We start from the raw sequence: 19,049 nt of genomic DNA, 5'->3' as shown, positions 1-19,049 counted from the left end.
CGTCTCCAGGCACGGCTGACCCGCACAGCCACGGCGCCCGATCTCGCTGCCGGGCGTGTGAGGCCTTGCCGCAGCAGGAACCAGATGGTTCCAGTTGATCGAGGTCGCGCACGGGTACTACGCCCCTGGCACGCGGTCAGCTCAGCCTGAGCGGCGATGAACTGCCGCATCACGTCAACTCCCGCATCCCAAGCCTGCGTTTCGGCACGGGACACTTCTACGACAACTGTGAGGTGACGTTGGGGTGTCAGGTCTCCCGGTGCTCGCTCAGAACAGTGCTAGGCCCTCGCCGCTGGTGTCCGCGATGACTGGCCGGGACTGGGCAGGGAGGCCGTCCAAGCGGTCAGGACCGGCCGCGGCGGCCACGGCAGGGGCGGTCTCGGCCAACCAGACGCGAAACCGCTCGGCGGCTTCGCGGTAGGGGACTCGCGCCAGGACACGGTGCTCGCCTGAGGGACAGACATCGACTGCGACGGTGAGCATGCAGGAACGGGGCGCCTTCTGACTGCCCGTCCAGGACACGCGCAGGACACCGCAGGGCTTGCGCCCACGGGGGGCGCGGTGGGTCGGGCGCAGCGATCGGCAGGCTATGTGGGCGGTCCATGCGGCGAGGTGTGGCAGGGGCAGGGTGGTGCGTGCGCGGCAGCCGGGGCAGCGGTGCCAGTGGCGAAGCCAGTGGTCGGTGTCGGTGTGGAAGAGGCGTGTGTAGCGGTTCGCCACGCGGATGTCATTGCTGTACAGGTGGTCGGGGCGTTCCTGTGTGTTGCAGGACTGGCATACGGGGGCACGGACGTAGCCGTGTTCGTGGCAGTGGTCGAGGACTGCGGCGGGCGCAGTGCGGCAGACGGCGCACGCCCATCGGGCCACCCTGCGGGAGACATCGGGCTTCCTGCTGAGCACCGAGTACAGCTGGCCTTCCAGCTCTCCGTTGTACGGGCGCAGTGGGGCGGTGGGGCCCTCGGGGCTCGTCGCCTGCTGGCCGTCAGCGGTGTGGGCCTGCCTCCGGTAGGAGGGCGGCTCGGTGACGGCTGCGCTTGCCTGGCGGGTCCGCGCGGCTTGCAGCCACTGCGTTTCGGCGTGCTCGGCCGCGTCCAGCAGCCTGACGACAGCGCGCGGCAGCCACCATGTCCGCGCCGTCCGGTCACGGGTTTGCGCCACGAGTATCTGTCGCCAGTCGATCCCCGCCAGATGGAACGGCTGGCCGCCTTCACGTCGTGCTGCCCGCTCGGGGGCGCCCAGCTCTTGCAGTTCCTTCGTGATGCGATGGCGCCAACGCAGCGGCGTTCCCTCGTTGCACTCCTGCATCGGCGCCGCACGAAACGGACCGACGCGGACCAGGTCTTGCCGATCCATCCCAACCGCGTTCAGTTCCGCTGCCGCCCGGCGTACCTCAACCTCCGGAACGCTCCACTGACCGCCGCTTGCCTTCACTGTCGCCACCGCACGACCGCCGAGCAGGACGTACCCCACCCCGGCATAGGCAGGAGAGCAGGTGAATGCCCCAGAAGCCGTCGGCACAACACTGTCGGCCGTCAAATCGACCCACAGAACGTCTGCGGCACCCAGGGTGATCAGGCCGTCCGTGCGACCGGGCATGACACGCTCTGACATACCGACAGGCTAACGGCCCGCAACGCGGCAACCGGTTCCAAGCGCCTCGGTCAGCCGGGCGGCCGCCATCGGCGCGGGGTTGGAGGGGATGGGCCCCCGGCATGCACCAGTAATTCGGCAAGTAGCGCCCGATCCTTGGCGGCACGGGGGACCTTGACGTGCCCGTCGTGGCCCAGCTCAAGCGGTCCGAGTATGCGAAATTCCACAGATCATTCTGGCATCGTGGCGCGGACGCCTGCTATCCCTGTAGGTGGCAGCTGGCCCGCGAACATCACGGTGTCCCCCGCAGCTGGCAACGTGCCGTGAACGAGGCCCGCGGGCGGTACGAAGCCGAGCAGGGTGAGGAGTCTTCCAGCGCGGCATTGTGACAGGTCTGCTGCCGCTGCTGCCGTGCTTGTGCTGCCGCTGCGCCGCCCTGCCCGCCCGCCTGTTCCTCTGGCGTGCCGGGCTCGCCCGGCACGGAGCGCGGAGGCCCCGCCGACGCGCAACGAGACATCGAGGGTGCCCGATCCCCCGCCGCGCCGACCGCCAGCCACAGCCCGCCCACTTCCTTTTTTCTGTTCTGGGGTCGGCTGCGAGAGGTGCATAGGGGGATGTCGGGCTTCCGACCACGGCTGGACAGGCGTGGTGACCTGCGGATACGCCACCCAGGCCGCGTTCGCGTGCGGGTAGTTGTCGGAGGGGTTATCGGCAGGGATGTCGGCCTGGTTGGGGGCGGTGTTGTCGCATCGTGACCGTGGTCGGGTTGTCCTGGTCGGTGGTGTGGTTGGGGGCATCGGCTGATCTGGCTCGTACACACGGCGCCGTGCAGGACAGTGCCGCACCGTACAGAGAGAGCGGGACGGGCGATGATGGACGTGGACGCGGGCGGTGGCGACCGGATGGCGTTGGCGGTGCTGGCGCAGTACCGGATGGCGACGACCGAGCAGATGCACCTGATCCTCAGCCCTGGGGTGCGGATCGAGCAGACCCGGCGCCGGCTGGCCAAGCTGCGTGCGGAGGGGCTCATCGACCGCATCACCCTGCCGCAGGCCGGACGGACAAGGGCGTGGTTCCCCACCCAGTGCGGCGTGCAGATCGCCTGCGAGTGGCCGGAGTTGCGGGGCCGACGGCCGTCGAAAACGGTGTCGGACCGGACCGCCGTAAGGTTGCGGGTCGGGCACGCGCTGACGGTGACCGAGACGGCGCTGGCCTTCCTGAAGGACGCGCGGCGGCGCGGAGAGTTGTGCCGGCCGCTGGACTGGATCCCCGAGGTCTACCACCCCATTGGAAGCGGTGAAGCCGTCATCCCGGATGCTGTGCTGTTCTACCGGTGCGGCCATGAGGACGGCGACGGCGGGGCGATGCTGCGGGCCTTCGTCGAGGTCGACCGGGCCACCATGGGCCCCGAACGAATGGCTGCCAAACTCAACTCTTATGCCCGCCTCTACCACTACGTGCCCGCGCCTGCGCCCGGCAGGCGGCAGCGGCAGGTCTTCCAGGAACCCTGGCAGGAGGAATGGAGGCGGCACTACCCGCTCTTCCCGCGGCTGCTGTTCGTCCTGGACGGCACCGGCCCCACCGGAATCAAAACCCGTATCAGGGCTCTGCGCGCGGCCGCCGCGGACCCAGCGCTCGCCGGCTTCATGCGCGAGGTCCCTGTGCTGGTGGCGCCGCTGGCCGACGTGCTGCAGGGCGGCCCTGCGGAGCCCGTGTGGCGCCCCATCCAGGACCCCGGCAGCACCGTGAGCTGGAGCCACTCCCCGGACCTGGAGACGCCCCGCGTAGCCCCTGCCCGCCCTGGTGCAGCCGCTGCGCCCTGCCCCGACCACAGGGCCGACCACAGCTGGTCACAGCGTTGCGCACCCAGTTGAGCCCGCGTGGTGCCGGTCAGTGACCCAGGCTCCTGCCCGACCTCGAGCAGCCCGACGGATACGAGTACCAGCGCGGCAGCGCCGGCCGACCCCGTCAGCAGCGCTGGAAACGCTCCCGCCTCGAGGAACTGGCCGCCCGCCGCTCGCATGCGTCCTGACTGCAGCGCGACGAACCGCGCCGCAGACGGGATACCGTAGACCCGCGGCCTCTGGTTAAAGAAGACGACGAACTCCCGGCGGACCAGACGCCGCACGGTGGCCGGTACGGAGAGGCCAGCCACCCAGGGCTTCGGCGTAGTTTCGTGTCGTCCGTTTTGATCATGTGAGGCCGAGAAGGGCAAGGGGCCGGGTTTGGTCTCGGGCTGCCCGTCGGAGGCCGGAGGCGATGTTGCGGGCGCCGGTCAGGCGGAGAGCTCCGATCGCGAGGTTTCTGCAGGTGGCCATCGCTCTGGGGGTGTTTCCGGTCCGCAGCTGGGAGGCGTCCTCGGTGAAGGTGACGTCCCTGACGTGGTGCAGGACCTCGACGGTCCAGTGCCCTCGGACCAGTCGGGCGAGCTGAGCCGGGCCGGCCTGCTCGGCGGTGAGGCTGGTGACCGCGTAGACGGTCTTGAGGCTGATCTTCCCGGTCTTGCGGCGGACGCGGCGGCGGGCGATCTGGACGGCCTGGCGGGCGCCGGGGAAGAGCAGGTTGTTGACCGTGGACACCTTCAGCCGGCGGATCTCCTGGCGGCCGTGACCGGTCGCACGGGTCCTGTCCTGCAGTGGGATCTGCGTCCAGGGAAGGGACTTGAGCTGCCGACGGAGCTTCTTCGTGTTGCGCTTGGCGATCACGATGTAGTGGGCCTGCCGGTCGAGCAGGTAGACGGCGTGGTCATGCTGGGTGTGCATCGCGTCGCTGGTGACGACTGCGCCGGCCAGATCCTCGAGGGTGTCGAGCAGAGGCCGGAAGCGGGTGATCTCGTTGGTCTTCTCACCGACGTCCATCTGGGCCAGGACCAGTGCGTTCACGTGGTCGCAGGCGGCCAGGAGGTGGATCTTCCGTCCCTTCGCGCGGGCCGCACCCCGCAGCGACTTCCCGTCGACCGCGAGCCCTCGCAGCCCTTGTCCCCTGGTCTGCCGGTCCGCGAGCCAGGCTCCGACCGCCCGGTCCAGAGCGTCCGCGTCGATTCTGGCGAGCAGGCGCCGAATCGTGGATTCCGCGGGCCAGGACCGTTTCGGGACCAGCGGGTCGACGGCCGTACCGAGCCGTTCGAGCAGGGCCGGCGGTGCGTCGGCCACCCATTCACTCACCGCGAGCAGGGATCGCGCTCCGGCGAGGACCGCGCAGGCCGTCAGTGCCAGGAGCGTCAGTCACGAGTACCCCGCCCAACATGACGAGACGTCAGCAACGGGCGTCAGCCGACGACGCCGAAGTCCTGACCGAAGAGGGCGCGGTAGTACGCGACTTCCGGTTCGCGCTCCATCCAGCCAGATGTTGCCGGTGGGGGTCTGCGTTGTTGCGTTGTCGGACCATCCGGTTTGTTTCCGCTGCGCTCTTCGAGATGCTTCCCAATGCGGATGTCAAGCCGGGGCGAATGCGGGCGGTGCGACCTCGTAGCACCGCCGATCACGGATCAAGGCCCACAAGACGTTCACGCGCCGCCGGGCCAGGGCGAGCACGGCCTGGACGTGGCGCTTGCCCTCCGCGCGCTTGCGGTCATAGAACTGCCGGGAGTTCGGGTCGCAGCGGATGCTGACCAACGCGGAGGTATAGAAGACCCGTTGGAGTCGGCGGTGGTACTGGCTGGGGCGGTGCAGGTTGCCGCTGACCTTGCCGGAGTCGCGCGGCGCGGGAGCGACCCCGGCGAAGGCTGCCAGCGCGTCCGGGGAGGCGAAGTCGTCCAGGCTGCCGCCGACAGCGGCCAGGAATTCCGCCCCGAGCACGGTCCCGATCCCGGGGAGGCTCTGGACAATGTCGGCCAGTTCGTGGCCTCGGAACCGTTCCTCGATGAGCCCGTCGATCTCGCCTATCCGCTCGTTGAGGGCAATTACCTCCTCGGCCAAGGTGCTGACCAGTTGGGCGATGGTCTGCTCTGCGGGCACGGATGTCTGCTGGCGCTCAGCGGCCTCAACGGCCCGCTCGGCGAGCAACCTTGAGTTCTTGACCTTGCGGTTGGCCAGCCATTTCCCCAGCCGCGCGACTCCGGTCCGGCGGATCGCCGCCGGGGTCTGGTACCCGGTCAGTAGCTTGAGGGGACCGACATAGGTGATGTCCAAGTCCCGCTCGAGTGCGGGGAAGAGACTCAGCAGGGAGCCGCGCAGCCGATTCACAGTACGGGTGCGGTCCTCGACCAGGTCTGCCCGGCGGCCGGTCAGCAGCTTGAGTTCGATCGCGGCCTCGTCGCCGAGGTTGATCGGGCGCAGGTCGCGCCGCATGCGGGCCTGGTCGGCGATGACGTAGGCGTCGCGGGCGTCGGTCCTGCCCTCGCCGCGGTAGCCGTCAGAGGCGCGGTTGACCAGGCGACCGGGTATGTAGAGGACCTTCTGGCTGTGCGCGAGGAGCAGGGCGAGCAGGAGCGCCGGCTCGCCGCCAGTCATGTCGATCGCCCAGGTCACCTCGTCTCCCTCGGCCACGTCCAAGACGTCACCGATCGGCTTCAGCAGCTCGGGTTCATCGTTCGCGACACGGCGCGACAACTGGGTGTTGCCCTCGGCGTCCAGGGCCAGGCCGTGGTGGTGGCCCTTGCCGCTGTCGATCCCTGCCTATATGCGGCTCATCGTGCTCCTGACGTGCAGACTCGTGCTGTCCTTACCGCAGACGACCTCGCCGGCATTGCTCTACGCAGCGACCTTCTCGCACTTCCCAATCGGCGGCCGAGTCGTCGTGGGGAGTCGGGTGGCCAAGCATCTCGAGCCACGGTCGGCAGCACGACGAAAACCACACCCGATTCCCTGGGTGCCGCAACCCTACGAATGGCTGGGGCGATCCCAGAGAGGAAGGTAGAGCACGACGAATGGATCGCCTCACCTCGCCGCCCCCTCCCCGAAGGGGATATGGGTGATATCTACCGTAAACTCCCTTTTGGTTCCTCCGCGCTACCCAACGCACCGAATTGCAACCGCCAGTTGATGCCCAACACCAGGACGAGGGACACTACCTGGCGGATGCGTGTTCCCGACCGACTGGCACTCGCTTCGGTATCCTCCCGTGCAGGTCATCGAGGCCATCTACCCAAAGATTACTGGGCAGTTGACCTCAGGGTTTCGTGGTAGCGTCCTTGTTCGGAGGGACAGTGCAACCTGAAAGGGAAATCGTGAACACGGAGAAGATCGCCGCTCGCCGCCTCTCGCTGGAAGAGGTGACGAAGCTCGGCGTGAAGGACAGGCTCTTCGTTTCCGCCGACACGGCAAAACTCAAGCTTCCCGACTGCTATGTCCCTGCTTTTCTGACCAAGTCCGGTGAGGATTTCGAGGGCGGCTCGATCACGGCGAGAACCGTATTCCAGGAAGAGGTCTCCTGCCTTCCCGACGACGAGAATGAAGCCGGAATCTACTTGGCCGACGAGAACGGCTCGGTGACCATCGAGGTCCTCCAGTCCGCCGGTGTCGTGCTGGACCTGGCACTTTTCGTCCCTGGTGGGGACAAGGGGGCCCTCACGGCCCTTTACGCTGCGGCCCGGCAGGCGTTCGGCGCCGACATTGTGCAGATCTGGCGCCAGGGCCTCAAGGAGGTTCCCGACGTGAAGGTCGACATCTTCGAGGAGCAGATTCCCCGGGGGCGCAAGGGAAGCGACAGCCCCAAGCGTGACCGTCGCGCGATCGACACCTACCCCACCCGTGCGGACTTCATCGAGTTCTCCGCGGGGTGGAAGCCGGTCGTTGAGATACACAGGCCGATTGTTGACGACACCCCGAAAATCTGAGGCAGCGTTACCTCTCGGTCTCGGCCTGAGAGAACGCCGAGAACGCATGCACCGGACCCGGTTGACCCCTGAGCAGCCCAGGGAGCCGTCGGAAAATAACTCACGAACGCCAAAGCGCCGTTCCACTCGATGACCTCGCGAGACAGCCCGCCTGACCAAGATCAAAGCCTGAAGTTATTCTGCGACAGCCCTCAGGGCTTCGGCGTAGTCGAGTGACGTCCACTTCGTGCTCAGGCGAGGCCGAGGAGCGTGAGGGGTCGGCGGGCGTCACGCGCATTGCGGCGACGGCCGGAGGCGATATTCTTCGCGCCGTTCAGTCGCAGGGCGCCGACCGCGAGGTTGCGCCATGTCGCCATAGCGCGGGGTGCGCTGTCGGTCCGCCACCGCGCACGCGGTCAGATCGAGGACGACGGCCAGCGCGTGCCGCACTCCTCGCAGCCGGATCATCTGCTATCAGCCCGAACGCCCAGCCCAGCCGCTCATCCCATGCACGAGCGTCGTCCGCATCTGCACCTGTCTCTTCAGCCACGCAGGGGATCATCCCCCGGCACCGTCGGCAGGCTCCGCCCGACGGTGCGCGGAGACGCAGGCCACCGAGGCGCCATGGACATGAGACAGGAACCGTCCGCTCGCGCTCCCTTCACCGCAAGTGGTCACGAAACGGACGCCCGCCGACTACGCCGAAGCCCTGGCCAGCCACCCCTTCCCCCGCAAAGCCACACAGCCACGCGGAACCGGCCATCGCTACTGCACGTTTTCGACGGGCACGAATGCGAGCATTGCACTGCCAGCTTCAGCAGTTGGAGGAGAAGGGCTCGCGCGGTAGGTCACTTGGTCGGCGCCCGATAGCAAGCAGGTGGGAGCTCGCCGCCAGTAGCTCTGGATAGGGCTCGGCCATGCGCGCAGCGGTCAGCGCCGACTCGCCCGTCCTGCCTCAACTGCGCGACGGAGTTCCGATATCTCCATACCGTCCTCCCTCATTTCCGGGCCCGTGAAGGGCCCAGGTCGGGGGTAGTGGGCACGCCATCGGTCATAACCAGGCCTCGAAAGGGCCAGGGCTGACACGACGCCATGTTGCGCATGAATGCCGCCCGGTGCAAACAGTCAGAGATGACCTGCCACGAAGTCGGCCACGTGCGTGCCGAGTTGCTGGCCCGCGCGGTTGTCGAGGGATGTGTGCTGGCCGGACCAGATCCGGCTGAGCCATGCTTCGGTGGCGGCGTCCTGGAAGCCGGCAAAGGTTCGGGGGATGCCTTTCGACGTCACCGCGAGATGATGCCGCGCACCGTAGAACCCGGCGAGCGTCGTTGCCGCCGCCTGGCTGAGGGCGCCGTGAGCGCTGGGATAGGACGGATCCGGGGCGGTCGTCAGCAGGGGGGTCCAGTTGAGATCGCCGACGATGCGCGGGTTGTAGTGCGTATCTCCGAGCCGGATGGCGGTCACGGGCCGCCATACGTGGTTGGCGTACTTGGCGTCGTACATCGCGATCGCAGTGTCGGCGAGGGACAGGTCGAGCCGGGCGAAGACCTTCACCGCCTTCTCCAGGCTCGCGTTCTGGGAGGTGACAAGGTTCTGGGCGATCTGGTTCCAGACGTTCCAGACGGGCGCCGCCGCCCATGTGCGTGCGGCCGCCGATGCCCTGGAGCGGGCGTGCGGGAGCGAGGTGGCCGGGGCCGTCGAGTGAGGTGACGTGCGCGAGGTCCATGCCCGTCCCTGGTCAAGCGTCGACTCGAAGAAGAGGAGGCGGCAGTCCGCAGGCTGGAATCCAGCTACGACGAGGCCCTCGTGGTGGGGCACGAAGCACGTGCCGACCGCGTGATGGACGCCCGTGAGATCGCCGACCAACTGCGGGCCGCGGGTCCGCCTTCGGCCGTCCGGCCGGCGCGGCGAGCGCGTCCAGGGCGCCCTTGTCCCGCTGCTGCCGCCACGTCGTAATCAACGACGAGTACAGCCCCTCCCTGCGCAGCAGGGCACCCTTGCCCTTCTTGTCGAGCGTCTCGTACTCGGCGAGGATTCCCGAATCGGTCGGGGCGGCACGAAGGAAGGCCGGAGCATGCCCCGCTCGGCCAGCTTGCACAGCCACACCGCGTCGAGCTTGTCGATCGCGAAGCTGAAGGCGGAGAAGGCCCGCCTGGAGGCCGACCTCGCCAAGGCCCGCACCGTGATCGAGGTGCAGGGAAAACTCTCCGCGCTGCTTGACCAGTTCGCCACGGACAGCGCCCCGAACCAGAACGGCGAGAACACCAAGTGACCGAGGCCCGGTTCGCGGCCGTTTTCGACGCTGCCCGCGACCAGGCCCTCGAGGAGCTCACCGGGCTGGCCGGACGCGTCCGGGCGTGCACCGCGCTCGGCGTGAGCCGGGCCACCTACTACCGCCACCACCGGCAGAGCCCCGCCCCGGCCCGGCCGCGGCGGGAACGGCGTCGGCACCCCCGGGCTCTCGCGCCCGAAGAGGAGATACGGGTCCTCGACGTGCTCCACTCCCCGGAGTTCGCCGACATGGCGCCCACCGAGATCTACGCGGTTCTCCTGGACCGGGGTGTCTACCTGTGCTCGGAGTCGACATCCGAGGAGCGGACCCGGGCCGCCGTCGACAAGGCGTACGCGGACCAGTCCGCCGATGCCCAGCCACAGATCGACGAAGCGGCGTAGCCGCTCCCCCGCGCGCTGACCGAAGTCAGCACGCTGCGGACTCAGTGTGGACCGCAAAGGTCGCCCAACCAGCTCCGCCGCAGGTCAGACGGCCTTTCGCCGAACGGATTGGACGTTGAACCGAGTCTGCGGCCCGATCCTGACCTGCGGGGGAGCCCGGCCCAAGTCTCTGAACAGGCATGTCACCGCTGCCCCGGGCAGCCGCGATCCTTCTTCATTCTGACCAACATCACGTGACGAGCCATTAGGCTTCTCGGGTGGACGTGCTCAGGTTCCCTGAACACGTGACGGCTTGTGGGGGATACATGAAACTGACCATCCAGACCGATCACGGCTCTGGTACCGATCTCTACCGCTGGCTCCTGGAGGACCCCGGTGCGCGTCCTTACGCGGCCGGGGCAACGCCGGCGGCCGTGGATCCAGACGGCGGCGAGATGGGGATCGGGTTCGACGTCCTCAACCTGGTGGTCCCCAACGTCATTGCCCTCGGTAGTCTCGTCGTCTCGATCGCGACCTACCGGCACCAACTCCAGCAGAGCACGGGGACAGCGCCTCGTGTGAGCATCGCCCGGTCGAATGTCGTGGTCGCCGTCGAAGGTGACGGAGCCGAGGCCGTCCAGCAGCTCACCGACGCGGCCCAGGCCGAAGAAACGTCCCCCGGGGCGCCCCCCGCCACCCCGTGACTGGTGCGCTGCTCCCGGAACCCGCCGCGTCACGCGCCGTACTGGTAGGCGTTTCGCAGTACACCGAGATGCCGGCGAACAGGCAGTTGCCCGCGGTGGAGAACAACCTCCAGGGTCTGTCTTCCCTCCTGCGCGATCCGCGGATCTGGGGTCTAGCCAAGGAGCATTGTGTGGTGCTCCACCAGCCCGAGAGCGCTGACGTCGTGATCACAGCCCTGCGAACGGCCGCTCAGGAGGCGACGGCTGCACTGCTCTTCTACTACGCCGGTCACGGGCTGATCGATCCGCTCATCGACGAGGAGCTGTACCTGGCCTTACCAGGCAGCCGCGAGCCGGCTGGAACCCATCTCGCCCTGCGCTACCGGCACGTACGGGCCGAGCTCCAGCGCGCTGCCGTCGTGCCGCAGAAGGCGGTCCTCCTCGACTGCTGCTGGAGCGGCAAGGTTTTGAAAGGCGGCACTGCCATGGGTGCCGACGATCTCGCGGCCGTCGCAGCGGTCAACGGCACCGCTGTACTCACAGCCTGTGCGTCCACAGCCAAGGCCCTCTCCCCGGCCGGTGAACACTACACCGCGTTCACTGGAGCCCTGGCTCAGACACTGGACCAGGGCCTTCCCGAAGGGCCGCGCGAGTTCGACGTCGGCACTCTCCATCAGATCCTCCAACACCGGCTCGGGGGGCAGAACCGCCCCCTGCCGCAGCTCGGCACTTCCGGTTCCGGGTCGGACATCGTGCTGGCTCGAAACGTCGCCTGGCGGGACAAGAGAAAGACAGCAGACGTTCATACCGCACCGGCACAGCCCGCCCTGACTGTTACCGGGCTGCCCTCAACAGTCGGCGGGACCAAGCGACTGCTCCAAGACCTGCTGCGCTCTGGCCGTTACAAGGAGGCGTACGAGCTACGGCTGCGCCTGGCCGAGGCCGGAGACACCGACGTGACCCGGGACCTGGTCGCTGAGCTTCGACGCGAGGGCTCCTACCGATCCGCGGCCGAGCTGGAACGTGCGGCAGCGGGCAGCGAGGCGGCACAGCACCTGCTGCGGCAGCTCCGGCAGGGCGGCCCCGGAGACCCGTAGCAGTGGGAAGGTGCGCCGCTGTTCCACGGCATCACGACTCGCCCGTTGCGCTCATCAGGACGTAACGTGCGAACTCGCGCGAGAACAGCATGGTCGGGTCGGGTCCGGACGACACCACACCCATCTGTTTCAGCCGGTTGAGCTCGAGAGACGAAGGCTCGGAGCGTGATCCGGAGGCCAGCCTCCGCAGCAATGCCGTGGCACGCCCCTCGCTGTCCGCCTCGATGTTCTGCCGCAGTTGGGAGAACTGCCTCTCGAAGGTCGCAGCCTCCTGCTCGTACGCCGCCTTCACGTCCAGCACCCCCGTGACCTGATGAATGTCGACGATCCGACCGCAGAGCAGCTCAAGCAGAAACGGGTGCAGCCCTGTGCAGCCGATGACCTCTTCACGTACCGACGCCAGCCCGATGTTCACAGTCGCAGCGCGTGCGAGCATCAGATCAGCCTCGTCATCGGTGAGCATGCCGACGTAACGGCGGGTGGCCACCACACCGCCCAGGATCGAGCCGCCCGCCGCGTCGAACTCGATGGATTCGATGTCCCGCCGGGAAATGGTGATCAGACCCAGGGGGAACATGGGATCGCTCGCCAGGATGCGCAGCAGCTGGAACTCCGCCAGCCGCGTGAACGCTGTCGCGGCTCGATCGAACTCGTCCAGCACTGCGAGAACGTGATAGCCGGCCCGGCTCAGGGCGATGAAGAAGTCCCGTACCGCCTCCCTCAGGTCCCCCCAACCCCCGTCCTGCTGGACTGCGGCGTTGATCGCGCCCAGATCACCAAGCGAAGCCTCCTCGCTCGGGCGGCCGCGTCTGCGGAACTCCTCCATTACTTGCCGAGTCATCGACCGAAACAGATCAGCACCGGAATCATGCGTTCCGACGTCGAGCCACACGTTGATCAGGTCGGCACGCTGTACAGGCGACGCATGAAGCGCCTGCCGCACCAGGCTGGTCTTGCCCGTGCGGTGGTATCCGAGCACCCGCATGTTCGACGGCCGGCCGGGCTCCTGCCAGGCGCTCTGCACCAGACGAACCAGCCCGCTCCTACCAATGAAGCGGTCGCCCTCCGCCACCCGCCCCACCTGGCGATACGGATTGACCGGCACGTGTTCCCCGCCGGCCGCGAGCGGCGTCACTGGACACCAGCTCTCGAGGTCGCGCCGAGGTACTTGAGCAGCCATTCCTGGTAGAGGCGGACCACGATCTGATAGGCACCGGACTCACGTCGTACCACGTCCCTCAGGACGAGGTCGTCGAGCAGCTCCTCAAGACGCTCTCCACGGTACTCAGCCTGGATCGCCTGGAGCCTGGCCGCCTGATTGCGGGACGCCCGTGCCACGGCGAGCAGGACCGGTTGGTACTGCTGGCTGGTGAAGGCGTCCGGGTCCGTGTACCCGGGCGACTCAAGGTTGTCAAAGTCCTCGCGTGTCAGCCTGCCGAGGAACTCGTCACGGACCCGTTCGACATCCGCCTCCGTCACTACCGGTGCCCTCTCGGAGTTCATGTACTCGACGAGATGTGAGCAGAAGCGCTGGATGTAGAAGGCGCTCCCTCCCGTCAACTCAATGATCTGATCGACCGCGCGCTCACGGTACCTACTGGTCGCTCTTTCCCCGTCACCAATTCGGATCGGATTCTCGATCAGTGCGCGCGCATCAGGTTCGGCAAGATACGTCACCCGCTCCTTGTGGAATACCCCGAAAACGTTGGGATCCTCTTGGATGAGCCGGTCGATCGCATCCTGACCGACGATCACCAGGTGGAAGAGCCGCCGCTCGATGAGCGCCTTGAACGCCTGCATGAAGGACGGCGAAAGCAGACCCATCCGGATCCACCGGTCAATGTACTGGAATTCGTCGATCAAGACGATCAGTGGCGGCACCGCGCCCTGGTTTCTCTCACGCTGCTGCTCGATCAGTTTGGCGCAGTCGTGAATCGGTTCCGGGCTGGTGAGGAACTCGTTGCGGCCCAGCCCCTCGGGAATCAGCCATACCGATGCATCGGCCGATCCGTCAAGCCGCGCCAACGCCTCGTGCGCTCCCTCCAGGATGCGCCACATCAGCAGAGCCAGCAGGCGGGTTCCGGTCAGGTCGTCGGTCTCCGGGGAAAGGTAGCCGATGTTTCCCACCTCGACGACCGGCAGACCGTCGTCCTTCAGTCGCCGGGCCAGATGATGAGCAATGGAGGACTTGCCAGCCCGCTTCTGGCCGTATATGGCTACTCCCACGCCTGGCGAGGAGACCTCCCGCAGGCGGGTGCGGATACGGTCGATCAGGTCGTCCCGACCGAAGAACATCTTCGGGTCGATCACTGGACGGCCGGTGGCACCGTCCTGGAACGGATCGGGGATCCGCTCGAACTCCTCCTCGCGTGCCAGTCGAACCGGCAAGGTGGCCTCGAACGTCGCATGGTCGTCGCTGGAACGGCGCCTGTACCGAAGGATCACCGGCAGCGAGAAAGCGCCGGCAGCGAATCCCTTTTCGGTAACGCGTAGCCTCACCTGCTCGATCCGGTGGTCGCCTCCGCGCACGGCTGTCGGAAGCTGGACCTTCGGCTCTTCGACGGAGAACAGATCGGCGTCGGCAACCACCGTCAACTCCGGAGATTCAAGTGGCGCCATGCCAACCGAATTCGCCACCTTGATCTGTACTGTCACAACGCCGTTCTGACCGCCGCTGCTTTCCTCCAGTGCCAGGCTGAGTTCGGGTTGAGGAGGCTGCGTGGCGAGCAGGTTCTGCTGAGTGTCCGTCACGAGTGTACGGATGCGCACTGCGGCCGGCTCGACAAATCCGACCGCCAGGCTGGTCGGGCCGCGTCGGATGTCCGCGCTCAGTGCGCGGGCCTTCTGCTCGGCAAGACGCAGGCAGTTCTCCCGCTCTTCGAAGGAACGCTCGTTGATGAACCTGCGGAGTTCGAAGAGGGCCTCCTCGATCCGGCCCAACGCCTCGCGTAGCAAAGGAGAGGTCAGCGTGTCCTGGTCCCGAAGCCGGTCGAGAGCGGAGTCCAGATCGTTCTCCGACATCGACAGATGCTGCAGTTCGACAAGGCTGTGCTCCAGCTGCCGACGGTCCCGCGCCCACTTGTCGCCCGCCTGCTGCCATGCCTCCCGCACTGCCCTCTGGTCCGGGCGGAAGCGATGGGAGCCGTCAGCGATTCCCAGGTGTTTTGCCGCCGCGCCCAGCAGTTCCGGCTTCGAGCACATCGCATCCAGCACGAGGTCCCTGGCCATGCTGGTGTCTGCGAACAGCGGAGGGATCAGCGAGAAGATCACCTTGGGTTCGTGCTGGCGAATACCCTCCAGGAGCGCCCGGGCCACCTCGTCCCTGAGAGAGGTGGCCTCGTCCCTGTCTCGATGCCTGGTCGGTGCTGCGCGGCGACCGTTCGGCGAACGCAGGTACCCGAGCAGCGCCGCCCTTACGTCCGGCGTCAGCTCATCGTCGTCGCCCTCGTCCGCCACCGCCAGCGCTGCACAGTACAGGTCCTGTGCCGACTCGTACTCCTGCTGGTCGAGAACGATGCCGGCCAGCGTGGTCAACCCCAGGTACAGATATCGCTGCGTCACTCCCTCACCCAGCTCCTGCGCCAGCACCGCGGCCGAGATGTACGCCTGGGCACTGTTCACCGGCTGCCTGCCACTCATCTGCCGAGCCGTCTCGGCAATGACGTTCAGGTCGCTCCTCGTGACCGGCTGCTGGGTGCGCTCCCGCTCCTCCTTCATGCGCGCGGCGGGCTCCGAATAGTTCTGCATCACGAAGGTGACAAGCGGCGGAGTCGAGTCGACGAATCCGGTGACCTCCTCCAGCAGCCGCTCCACCCAGCCGGACTCCGCGCCGAAGCCTCCGCTCTGCCGCAAGTCCGCGATCTGACGCCGGATCCGAGCGGATCTGTCATCCGTGTGATGACCGATGAGCTTCTCGGCTTCCTCCAGGTCCTGCGGGGTGCCGCGCTGTACGAGCGCCAGCGCCATGCCGTGCTGCGCGTTCTGGTTGTCCGGGGACTGCTTCAGCAGCATCTGCCACTCCGCCGTGGAGTCCTGGCCGTCGGCGAGCTTCACATACGCGATCTGGTGACAGAGGACGTAGCGCCGGCTACTGGTGAGGTCGGTCCGCCTGAACTGCCGGTCCAACACCTCCAATGCCTCGGCGTAGCGCTTGGCCCCGATGTAGAAGTCGATGAGGATGTTGTCGAGGGCCTGGCCGGGCTGGATCATGCCCTGGCATTCCTGCTCGATGACGCGGAGCGCGGCTTCCGCTCCGTCCACCCGTCGAGTCAACCACGCCAGGTCCTTGGCGGCGCTCTCCCGCTTGACGTTCTGCTTGATCGCTTGGCGGTAGGCGACCTTCGCACCTTTCAGGTCTTTTTCCCTGTGCTCCAGATACTTGGCGCGTTGATAGGGATCTTCCCAGCGCCGTTGCGAACCGGACCGTGCGGTCGCCGCATCAGGCCTGCTGTGCGTGGCCGCGGTCAGGGTTCGCGGCTTGTTCCTCGGCTGCACCGGCTCCGGCGGCACCACGCGCAAGGCCGCCACGGCGGGAACGGCGCCCGTCGGTGGAGGGAGTGGTGCCGAGACCGGCGTGGCGCCGCCGAGCGCGGCGCGCACCGTAGCCCTCGCGGCATCGTCGCGGGAGGGAGACTCCAGGAGCTCTCCCAGCTGTCCTCGGTCTCCGTACGCGTCGAGCAGGCCGAGCAAAGCTCGCCACGCCTCGGCGTCACCATCGGGAGCAACCTCGTGGAAGTACCGCAGCAGCGCGAACCGGGCGGTTTCCGGATCGTTCATGTGAGCCGCGCTGATGGCCATCAGCCTCCGCGCCGGCACGTCGTCCGCCTGCGCCTGCGTCAAGAACCGATGCGCGGATTCGACGTCGCCCTTGAGCAAGGCCAATGCACCGACCAGACGAGTCAGCTGGGCATTGCTCCGGTCGGCGTTCCACAGGTTCCTGGCACGGTTGTACAGCTGCCCGGCGCGACCGAATCGCGGATCAAGTTCGTCGATCTTCTGTGCGTTGTCGTATGAGTTCCGGATCCTCTCCAGTTCCTTGCGGTCCTCTGGGACGACGTACACCTCCATGTCTACTGGAACGAGCGGCAGTTGAGCGACAGCTGCCAGCACCTCCGCAATCCGCGCCGGGTCGTGCGTACGGGGGCCGGCGGGCATGGACGGGTGCGGGATCCGGGACACGGGCCCCTGCGTCGCAGCCGCGGGGGCAGGAGACACCTCGGTCGGAGGCATCTCGGCGGGAGGTGTCTGAGCAGGGACTTCCGGCGTCGTGTCGGCAGCCGAGTCGGAATGTTCAGCGCGTTTCGGCTGGATCATGGCGACCGTCGGCAGCGCGACCGCGACGACCCGCGCGTCAGGCGTGCGGAGGTTCAGACGGGTAAGCGTCAAACCTTCCAGAACACCTTCGAAGCGGTCCCCGGTGAGCAGCATGATTTCGACATGGTCACCGACTCGGGCAACTGACTGGATGAATTCCGCGTCCACGCCCACCCTCCCATACTGGCCTCGCCCTTCTGGCCGCCAGCGAGAGGTCCGCCGACCAACGACAGCACTGTGATGGTGACTGCACGCACGCCAGGAAGCCCGCCCCAGACCTCTGCTGGTCGTGCGTCAACTGTAGTACGGATCACACAGGCCAACCGCAGATCTCGGCCATCGCCTACATCGGCTAATGGCACGTGCACCAGGGATCCTCACGCCACTTGGGGGCCAAAGAGCCAAGAGGCGCGAGGCGCAGTCCTCGACTTCACCGCCGGCTCTCAGCGCCAGCCGCTCAGTGCTGAGCTCGCTGAAGCGCCTTGGAGACGGCCTTGAGCAAAGCATTTCCCGTGTGATTGGGTATCCCTTGCGGACCGAGCAGTCAGGGGCGGAGGCGTTCGTTCACCTCATTTCCGCGAATGGCTGATCTACGCCAGCATCAGCCCGCAGAGCGATCCCGTTGTCTCTCTCCCCCACACACACGCACTGATGGGGCACGCCGGTCCGCCCACACAAAGGCTGGCGTGCCGGGGCACCTTCGGCCACACCGTTGAGGCCATGATGCTGAACATCTAAGGGCTCGCAGAGAATCAAGGTGTTGCTTCCGCGGATCTGGCTCGTTGATGCGGTATGGGCATATCGCAGGAGACTCGAGATCAACTCGCCGTGAGATTTGCGGCGTTGTTCCCGCACTTGGACGAGCGTCAGCGCCGCCTGCTGATGGGGGCCGAGGCCCGGATCCTGGGGCATGGCGGGATCCGGGCTGTCGCGCGGGCGGCCGACGTCAGCGAGACCACCGTCCGCAACGGCGTCGACGAGCTGGATGCGGGTGCGGAGCCGCTGGGTCGGGTCCGCCGCCCCGGCGGCGGACGCAAGAGGGCCGCCGCAGGGGGATGCCGCGCAGGGTCATGCGGGACGTGGGGGAGATGGCGTGCTTCCTCGACCTCGCCCAGGCCAACGGCGGCATGGGCAAGCGGTGGGACGACATAGGTCTGGGCCGGTACGGGCTGCACAACAGGAACAAGGTGCTGGCGCAGACCTCCGATATCTGCGAATCCAACTCCGCCGGCACCTACTTGGGCCTCGTCGCCTTCCTGGAGAACGGCAACGACATACCGAAGTCCGAGGCGGGGGCCGACCGGCTGGCCCGGCGGATCAAGCCCCTGCTCATCGCCCAGGGAATGCCGTCGTTCGAGAAGTACCAGACGTACATCTCCCCCGAAGGCAAGAGCATCGCCCCGGTCGCGGTCATCTACGAGCACCAGTTTCTGGCCTATCAGATCGGGCACCGGGGCAAGGCGGGCGCACTGGACAGCGAGCGCGTGCTGCTCTACCCCTCCGCGCGATTCGTCACCGAACCCAAGCTCATCGCGCTCAGCGACGCCGGGGACCGGCTCGGCAGGCTTGTTTCCACCGACCCGGCGCTCCAGGAGCGCGCCATGGAACTGGGTTTCCGGCTGCGCGACGCCGACAGCGGCCTCACAAGCGTCAAGTTGAACGACTTCCTCACACGACATCAGATACCGGCGCCGGTCACGTCGACCGACGACACCAGGGCGGTCCTGCCCGACCTCGCCCTGCTGGAGCGCATGATCGAAACCGTCGGTCAGTGCGACCCCACAGGTCAGGCGGTCACCGGGCAAGGCGAGCCGGTGGGTACGACAGAGGGCTCCCCGTGACATGGCCGACGACCAAAGACCCGGTGTGAGTAGACGGACGCGGACCGGCATTCTCGCGCTGTGCCTTGTCCTAGTCGCCGCGTGGAGCGCGCTCACTGCCTGTTCGAGTGGGAACGGG

14 protein-coding genes and 1 pseudogene are annotated in these 19,049 nt (G+C 67.2%); 9 read left to right on the top strand and 6 right to left on the bottom strand.

Features of this window, described 5'->3' with window-relative positions; all coding sequences use genetic code 11:
- Positions 1 to 267 precede the first annotated feature (267 nt).
- Positions 268 to 1,611, bottom strand: coding sequence for an endonuclease domain-containing protein (locus ABZ818_RS31465; RefSeq protein WP_361422087.1), 1,344 nt, complete (start codon positions 1,609 to 1,611; stop codon positions 268 to 270).
- A gap of 848 nt (positions 1,612 to 2,459) precedes the next feature.
- Here ABZ818_RS31465 and ABZ818_RS31460 point away from each other — a divergent pair.
- The gene (locus ABZ818_RS31460; RefSeq protein WP_361422084.1) at positions 2,460 to 3,464 is read left to right on the top strand and encodes a replication-relaxation family protein; all 1,005 of its coding nucleotides are present in this window, start codon (positions 2,460 to 2,462) and stop codon (positions 3,462 to 3,464) included.
- A 318-nt stretch (positions 3,465 to 3,782) separates the two neighbouring features.
- Here the strand turns inward: ABZ818_RS31460 and ABZ818_RS31455 are convergent, their stop codons facing one another.
- Both ABZ818_RS31455 and ABZ818_RS31450 read right to left on the bottom strand, forming a co-directional pair.
- Positions 3,783 to 4,799: an ISAs1 family transposase gene (locus ABZ818_RS31455; protein ID WP_361422114.1), complete on the bottom strand. Its 1,017-nt coding sequence runs from the start codon at positions 4,797 to 4,799 to the stop codon at positions 3,783 to 3,785.
- A 225-nt stretch (positions 4,800 to 5,024) separates the two neighbouring features.
- Positions 5,025 to 6,200: an IS110 family transposase gene (locus ABZ818_RS31450; RefSeq protein WP_361422111.1), complete on the bottom strand. Its 1,176-nt coding sequence runs from the start codon at positions 6,198 to 6,200 to the stop codon at positions 5,025 to 5,027.
- 557 nt (positions 6,201 to 6,757) lie between these two features.
- Between ABZ818_RS31450 and ABZ818_RS31445 the strand changes: the two genes are divergently transcribed.
- Positions 6,758 to 7,366 (top strand): hypothetical protein, encoded by a 609-nt coding sequence (locus tag ABZ818_RS31445; protein ID WP_361422081.1) that lies wholly within the window; start codon positions 6,758 to 6,760, stop codon positions 7,364 to 7,366.
- 1,104 nt (positions 7,367 to 8,470) lie between these two features.
- Here the strand turns inward: ABZ818_RS31445 and ABZ818_RS31440 are convergent.
- On the bottom strand, positions 8,471 to 8,899 hold the full coding sequence (locus tag ABZ818_RS31440; RefSeq protein ID WP_361422078.1) for a vanadium-dependent haloperoxidase: 429 nt from the start codon (positions 8,897 to 8,899) through the stop codon (positions 8,471 to 8,473).
- Positions 8,900 to 8,927: 28 nt separating this feature from the next.
- Between ABZ818_RS31440 and ABZ818_RS31435 the strand changes: the two genes are divergently transcribed.
- The 5 genes from ABZ818_RS31435 to ABZ818_RS31415 all read left to right on the top strand — a co-directional run bounded on the left by ABZ818_RS31435 (position 8,928) and on the right by ABZ818_RS31415 (position 11,777).
- Entirely contained in the window at positions 8,928 to 9,050 is a 123-nt protein-coding gene (locus ABZ818_RS31435) for a hypothetical protein (protein WP_361422075.1), read from the top strand.
- A gap of 369 nt (positions 9,051 to 9,419) precedes the next feature.
- The gene (locus tag ABZ818_RS31430; protein ID WP_361422123.1) at positions 9,420 to 9,617 is read left to right on the top strand and encodes a hypothetical protein; all 198 of its coding nucleotides are present in this window, start codon (positions 9,420 to 9,422) and stop codon (positions 9,615 to 9,617) included.
- Positions 9,614 to 10,018: a hypothetical protein gene (locus ABZ818_RS31425; RefSeq protein ID WP_361422072.1), complete on the top strand. Its 405-nt coding sequence runs from the start codon at positions 9,614 to 9,616 to the stop codon at positions 10,016 to 10,018. Before ABZ818_RS31430 ends, ABZ818_RS31425 begins: the two co-directional genes overlap by 4 nt.
- Positions 10,019 to 10,323: 305 nt before the next feature.
- Positions 10,324 to 10,701 (top strand): hypothetical protein, encoded by a 378-nt coding sequence (locus ABZ818_RS31420; protein ID WP_361422069.1) that lies wholly within the window; start codon positions 10,324 to 10,326, stop codon positions 10,699 to 10,701.
- Entirely contained in the window at positions 10,698 to 11,777 is a 1,080-nt protein-coding gene (locus ABZ818_RS31415; RefSeq protein WP_361422066.1) for a caspase family protein, read from the top strand. The genes ABZ818_RS31420 and ABZ818_RS31415 overlap by 4 nt, the downstream gene beginning before the upstream one ends.
- A gap of 31 nt (positions 11,778 to 11,808) precedes the next feature.
- On the opposite strand, the gene ABZ818_RS31410 is transcribed toward ABZ818_RS31415, so the two are convergent.
- Both ABZ818_RS31410 and ABZ818_RS31405 read right to left on the bottom strand, forming a co-directional pair.
- Positions 11,809 to 12,912 carry an ATP-binding protein gene (locus ABZ818_RS31410; RefSeq protein ID WP_361422064.1) on the bottom strand — a complete coding sequence of 368 codons (1,104 nt, stop codon included), beginning with the start codon at positions 12,910 to 12,912 and terminating at the stop codon, positions 11,809 to 11,811.
- A complete protein-coding gene (locus ABZ818_RS31405) occupies positions 12,909 to 17,258 on the bottom strand; it encodes an AAA family ATPase (RefSeq protein ID WP_361422061.1) in 4,350 nt (1,449 codons plus the stop codon). The genes ABZ818_RS31410 and ABZ818_RS31405 overlap by 4 nt, the downstream gene beginning before the upstream one ends.
- 624 nt (positions 17,259 to 17,882) lie before the next feature.
- Between ABZ818_RS31405 and ABZ818_RS31400 the strand changes: the two are divergent.
- A pseudogene (locus tag ABZ818_RS31400) lies at positions 17,883 to 18,131 on the top strand (ISAzo13 family transposase); the annotation flags it as partial.
- A 14-nt stretch (positions 18,132 to 18,145) separates the two neighbouring features.
- Entirely contained in the window at positions 18,146 to 18,931 is a 786-nt protein-coding gene (locus tag ABZ818_RS31395) for a hypothetical protein (RefSeq protein WP_361422120.1), read from the top strand.
- Positions 18,932 to 19,049 lie beyond the last annotated feature (118 nt).

It is taken from the genome of Streptomyces sp. NPDC047453, assembly GCF_040643155.1.
Classification (GTDB): Bacteria; Actinomycetota; Actinomycetes; order Streptomycetales; family Streptomycetaceae; genus Streptomyces.
Note: the sequence above shows the minus strand (reverse complement) of the source record. Positions and strands in the feature narration are given on the sequence as shown.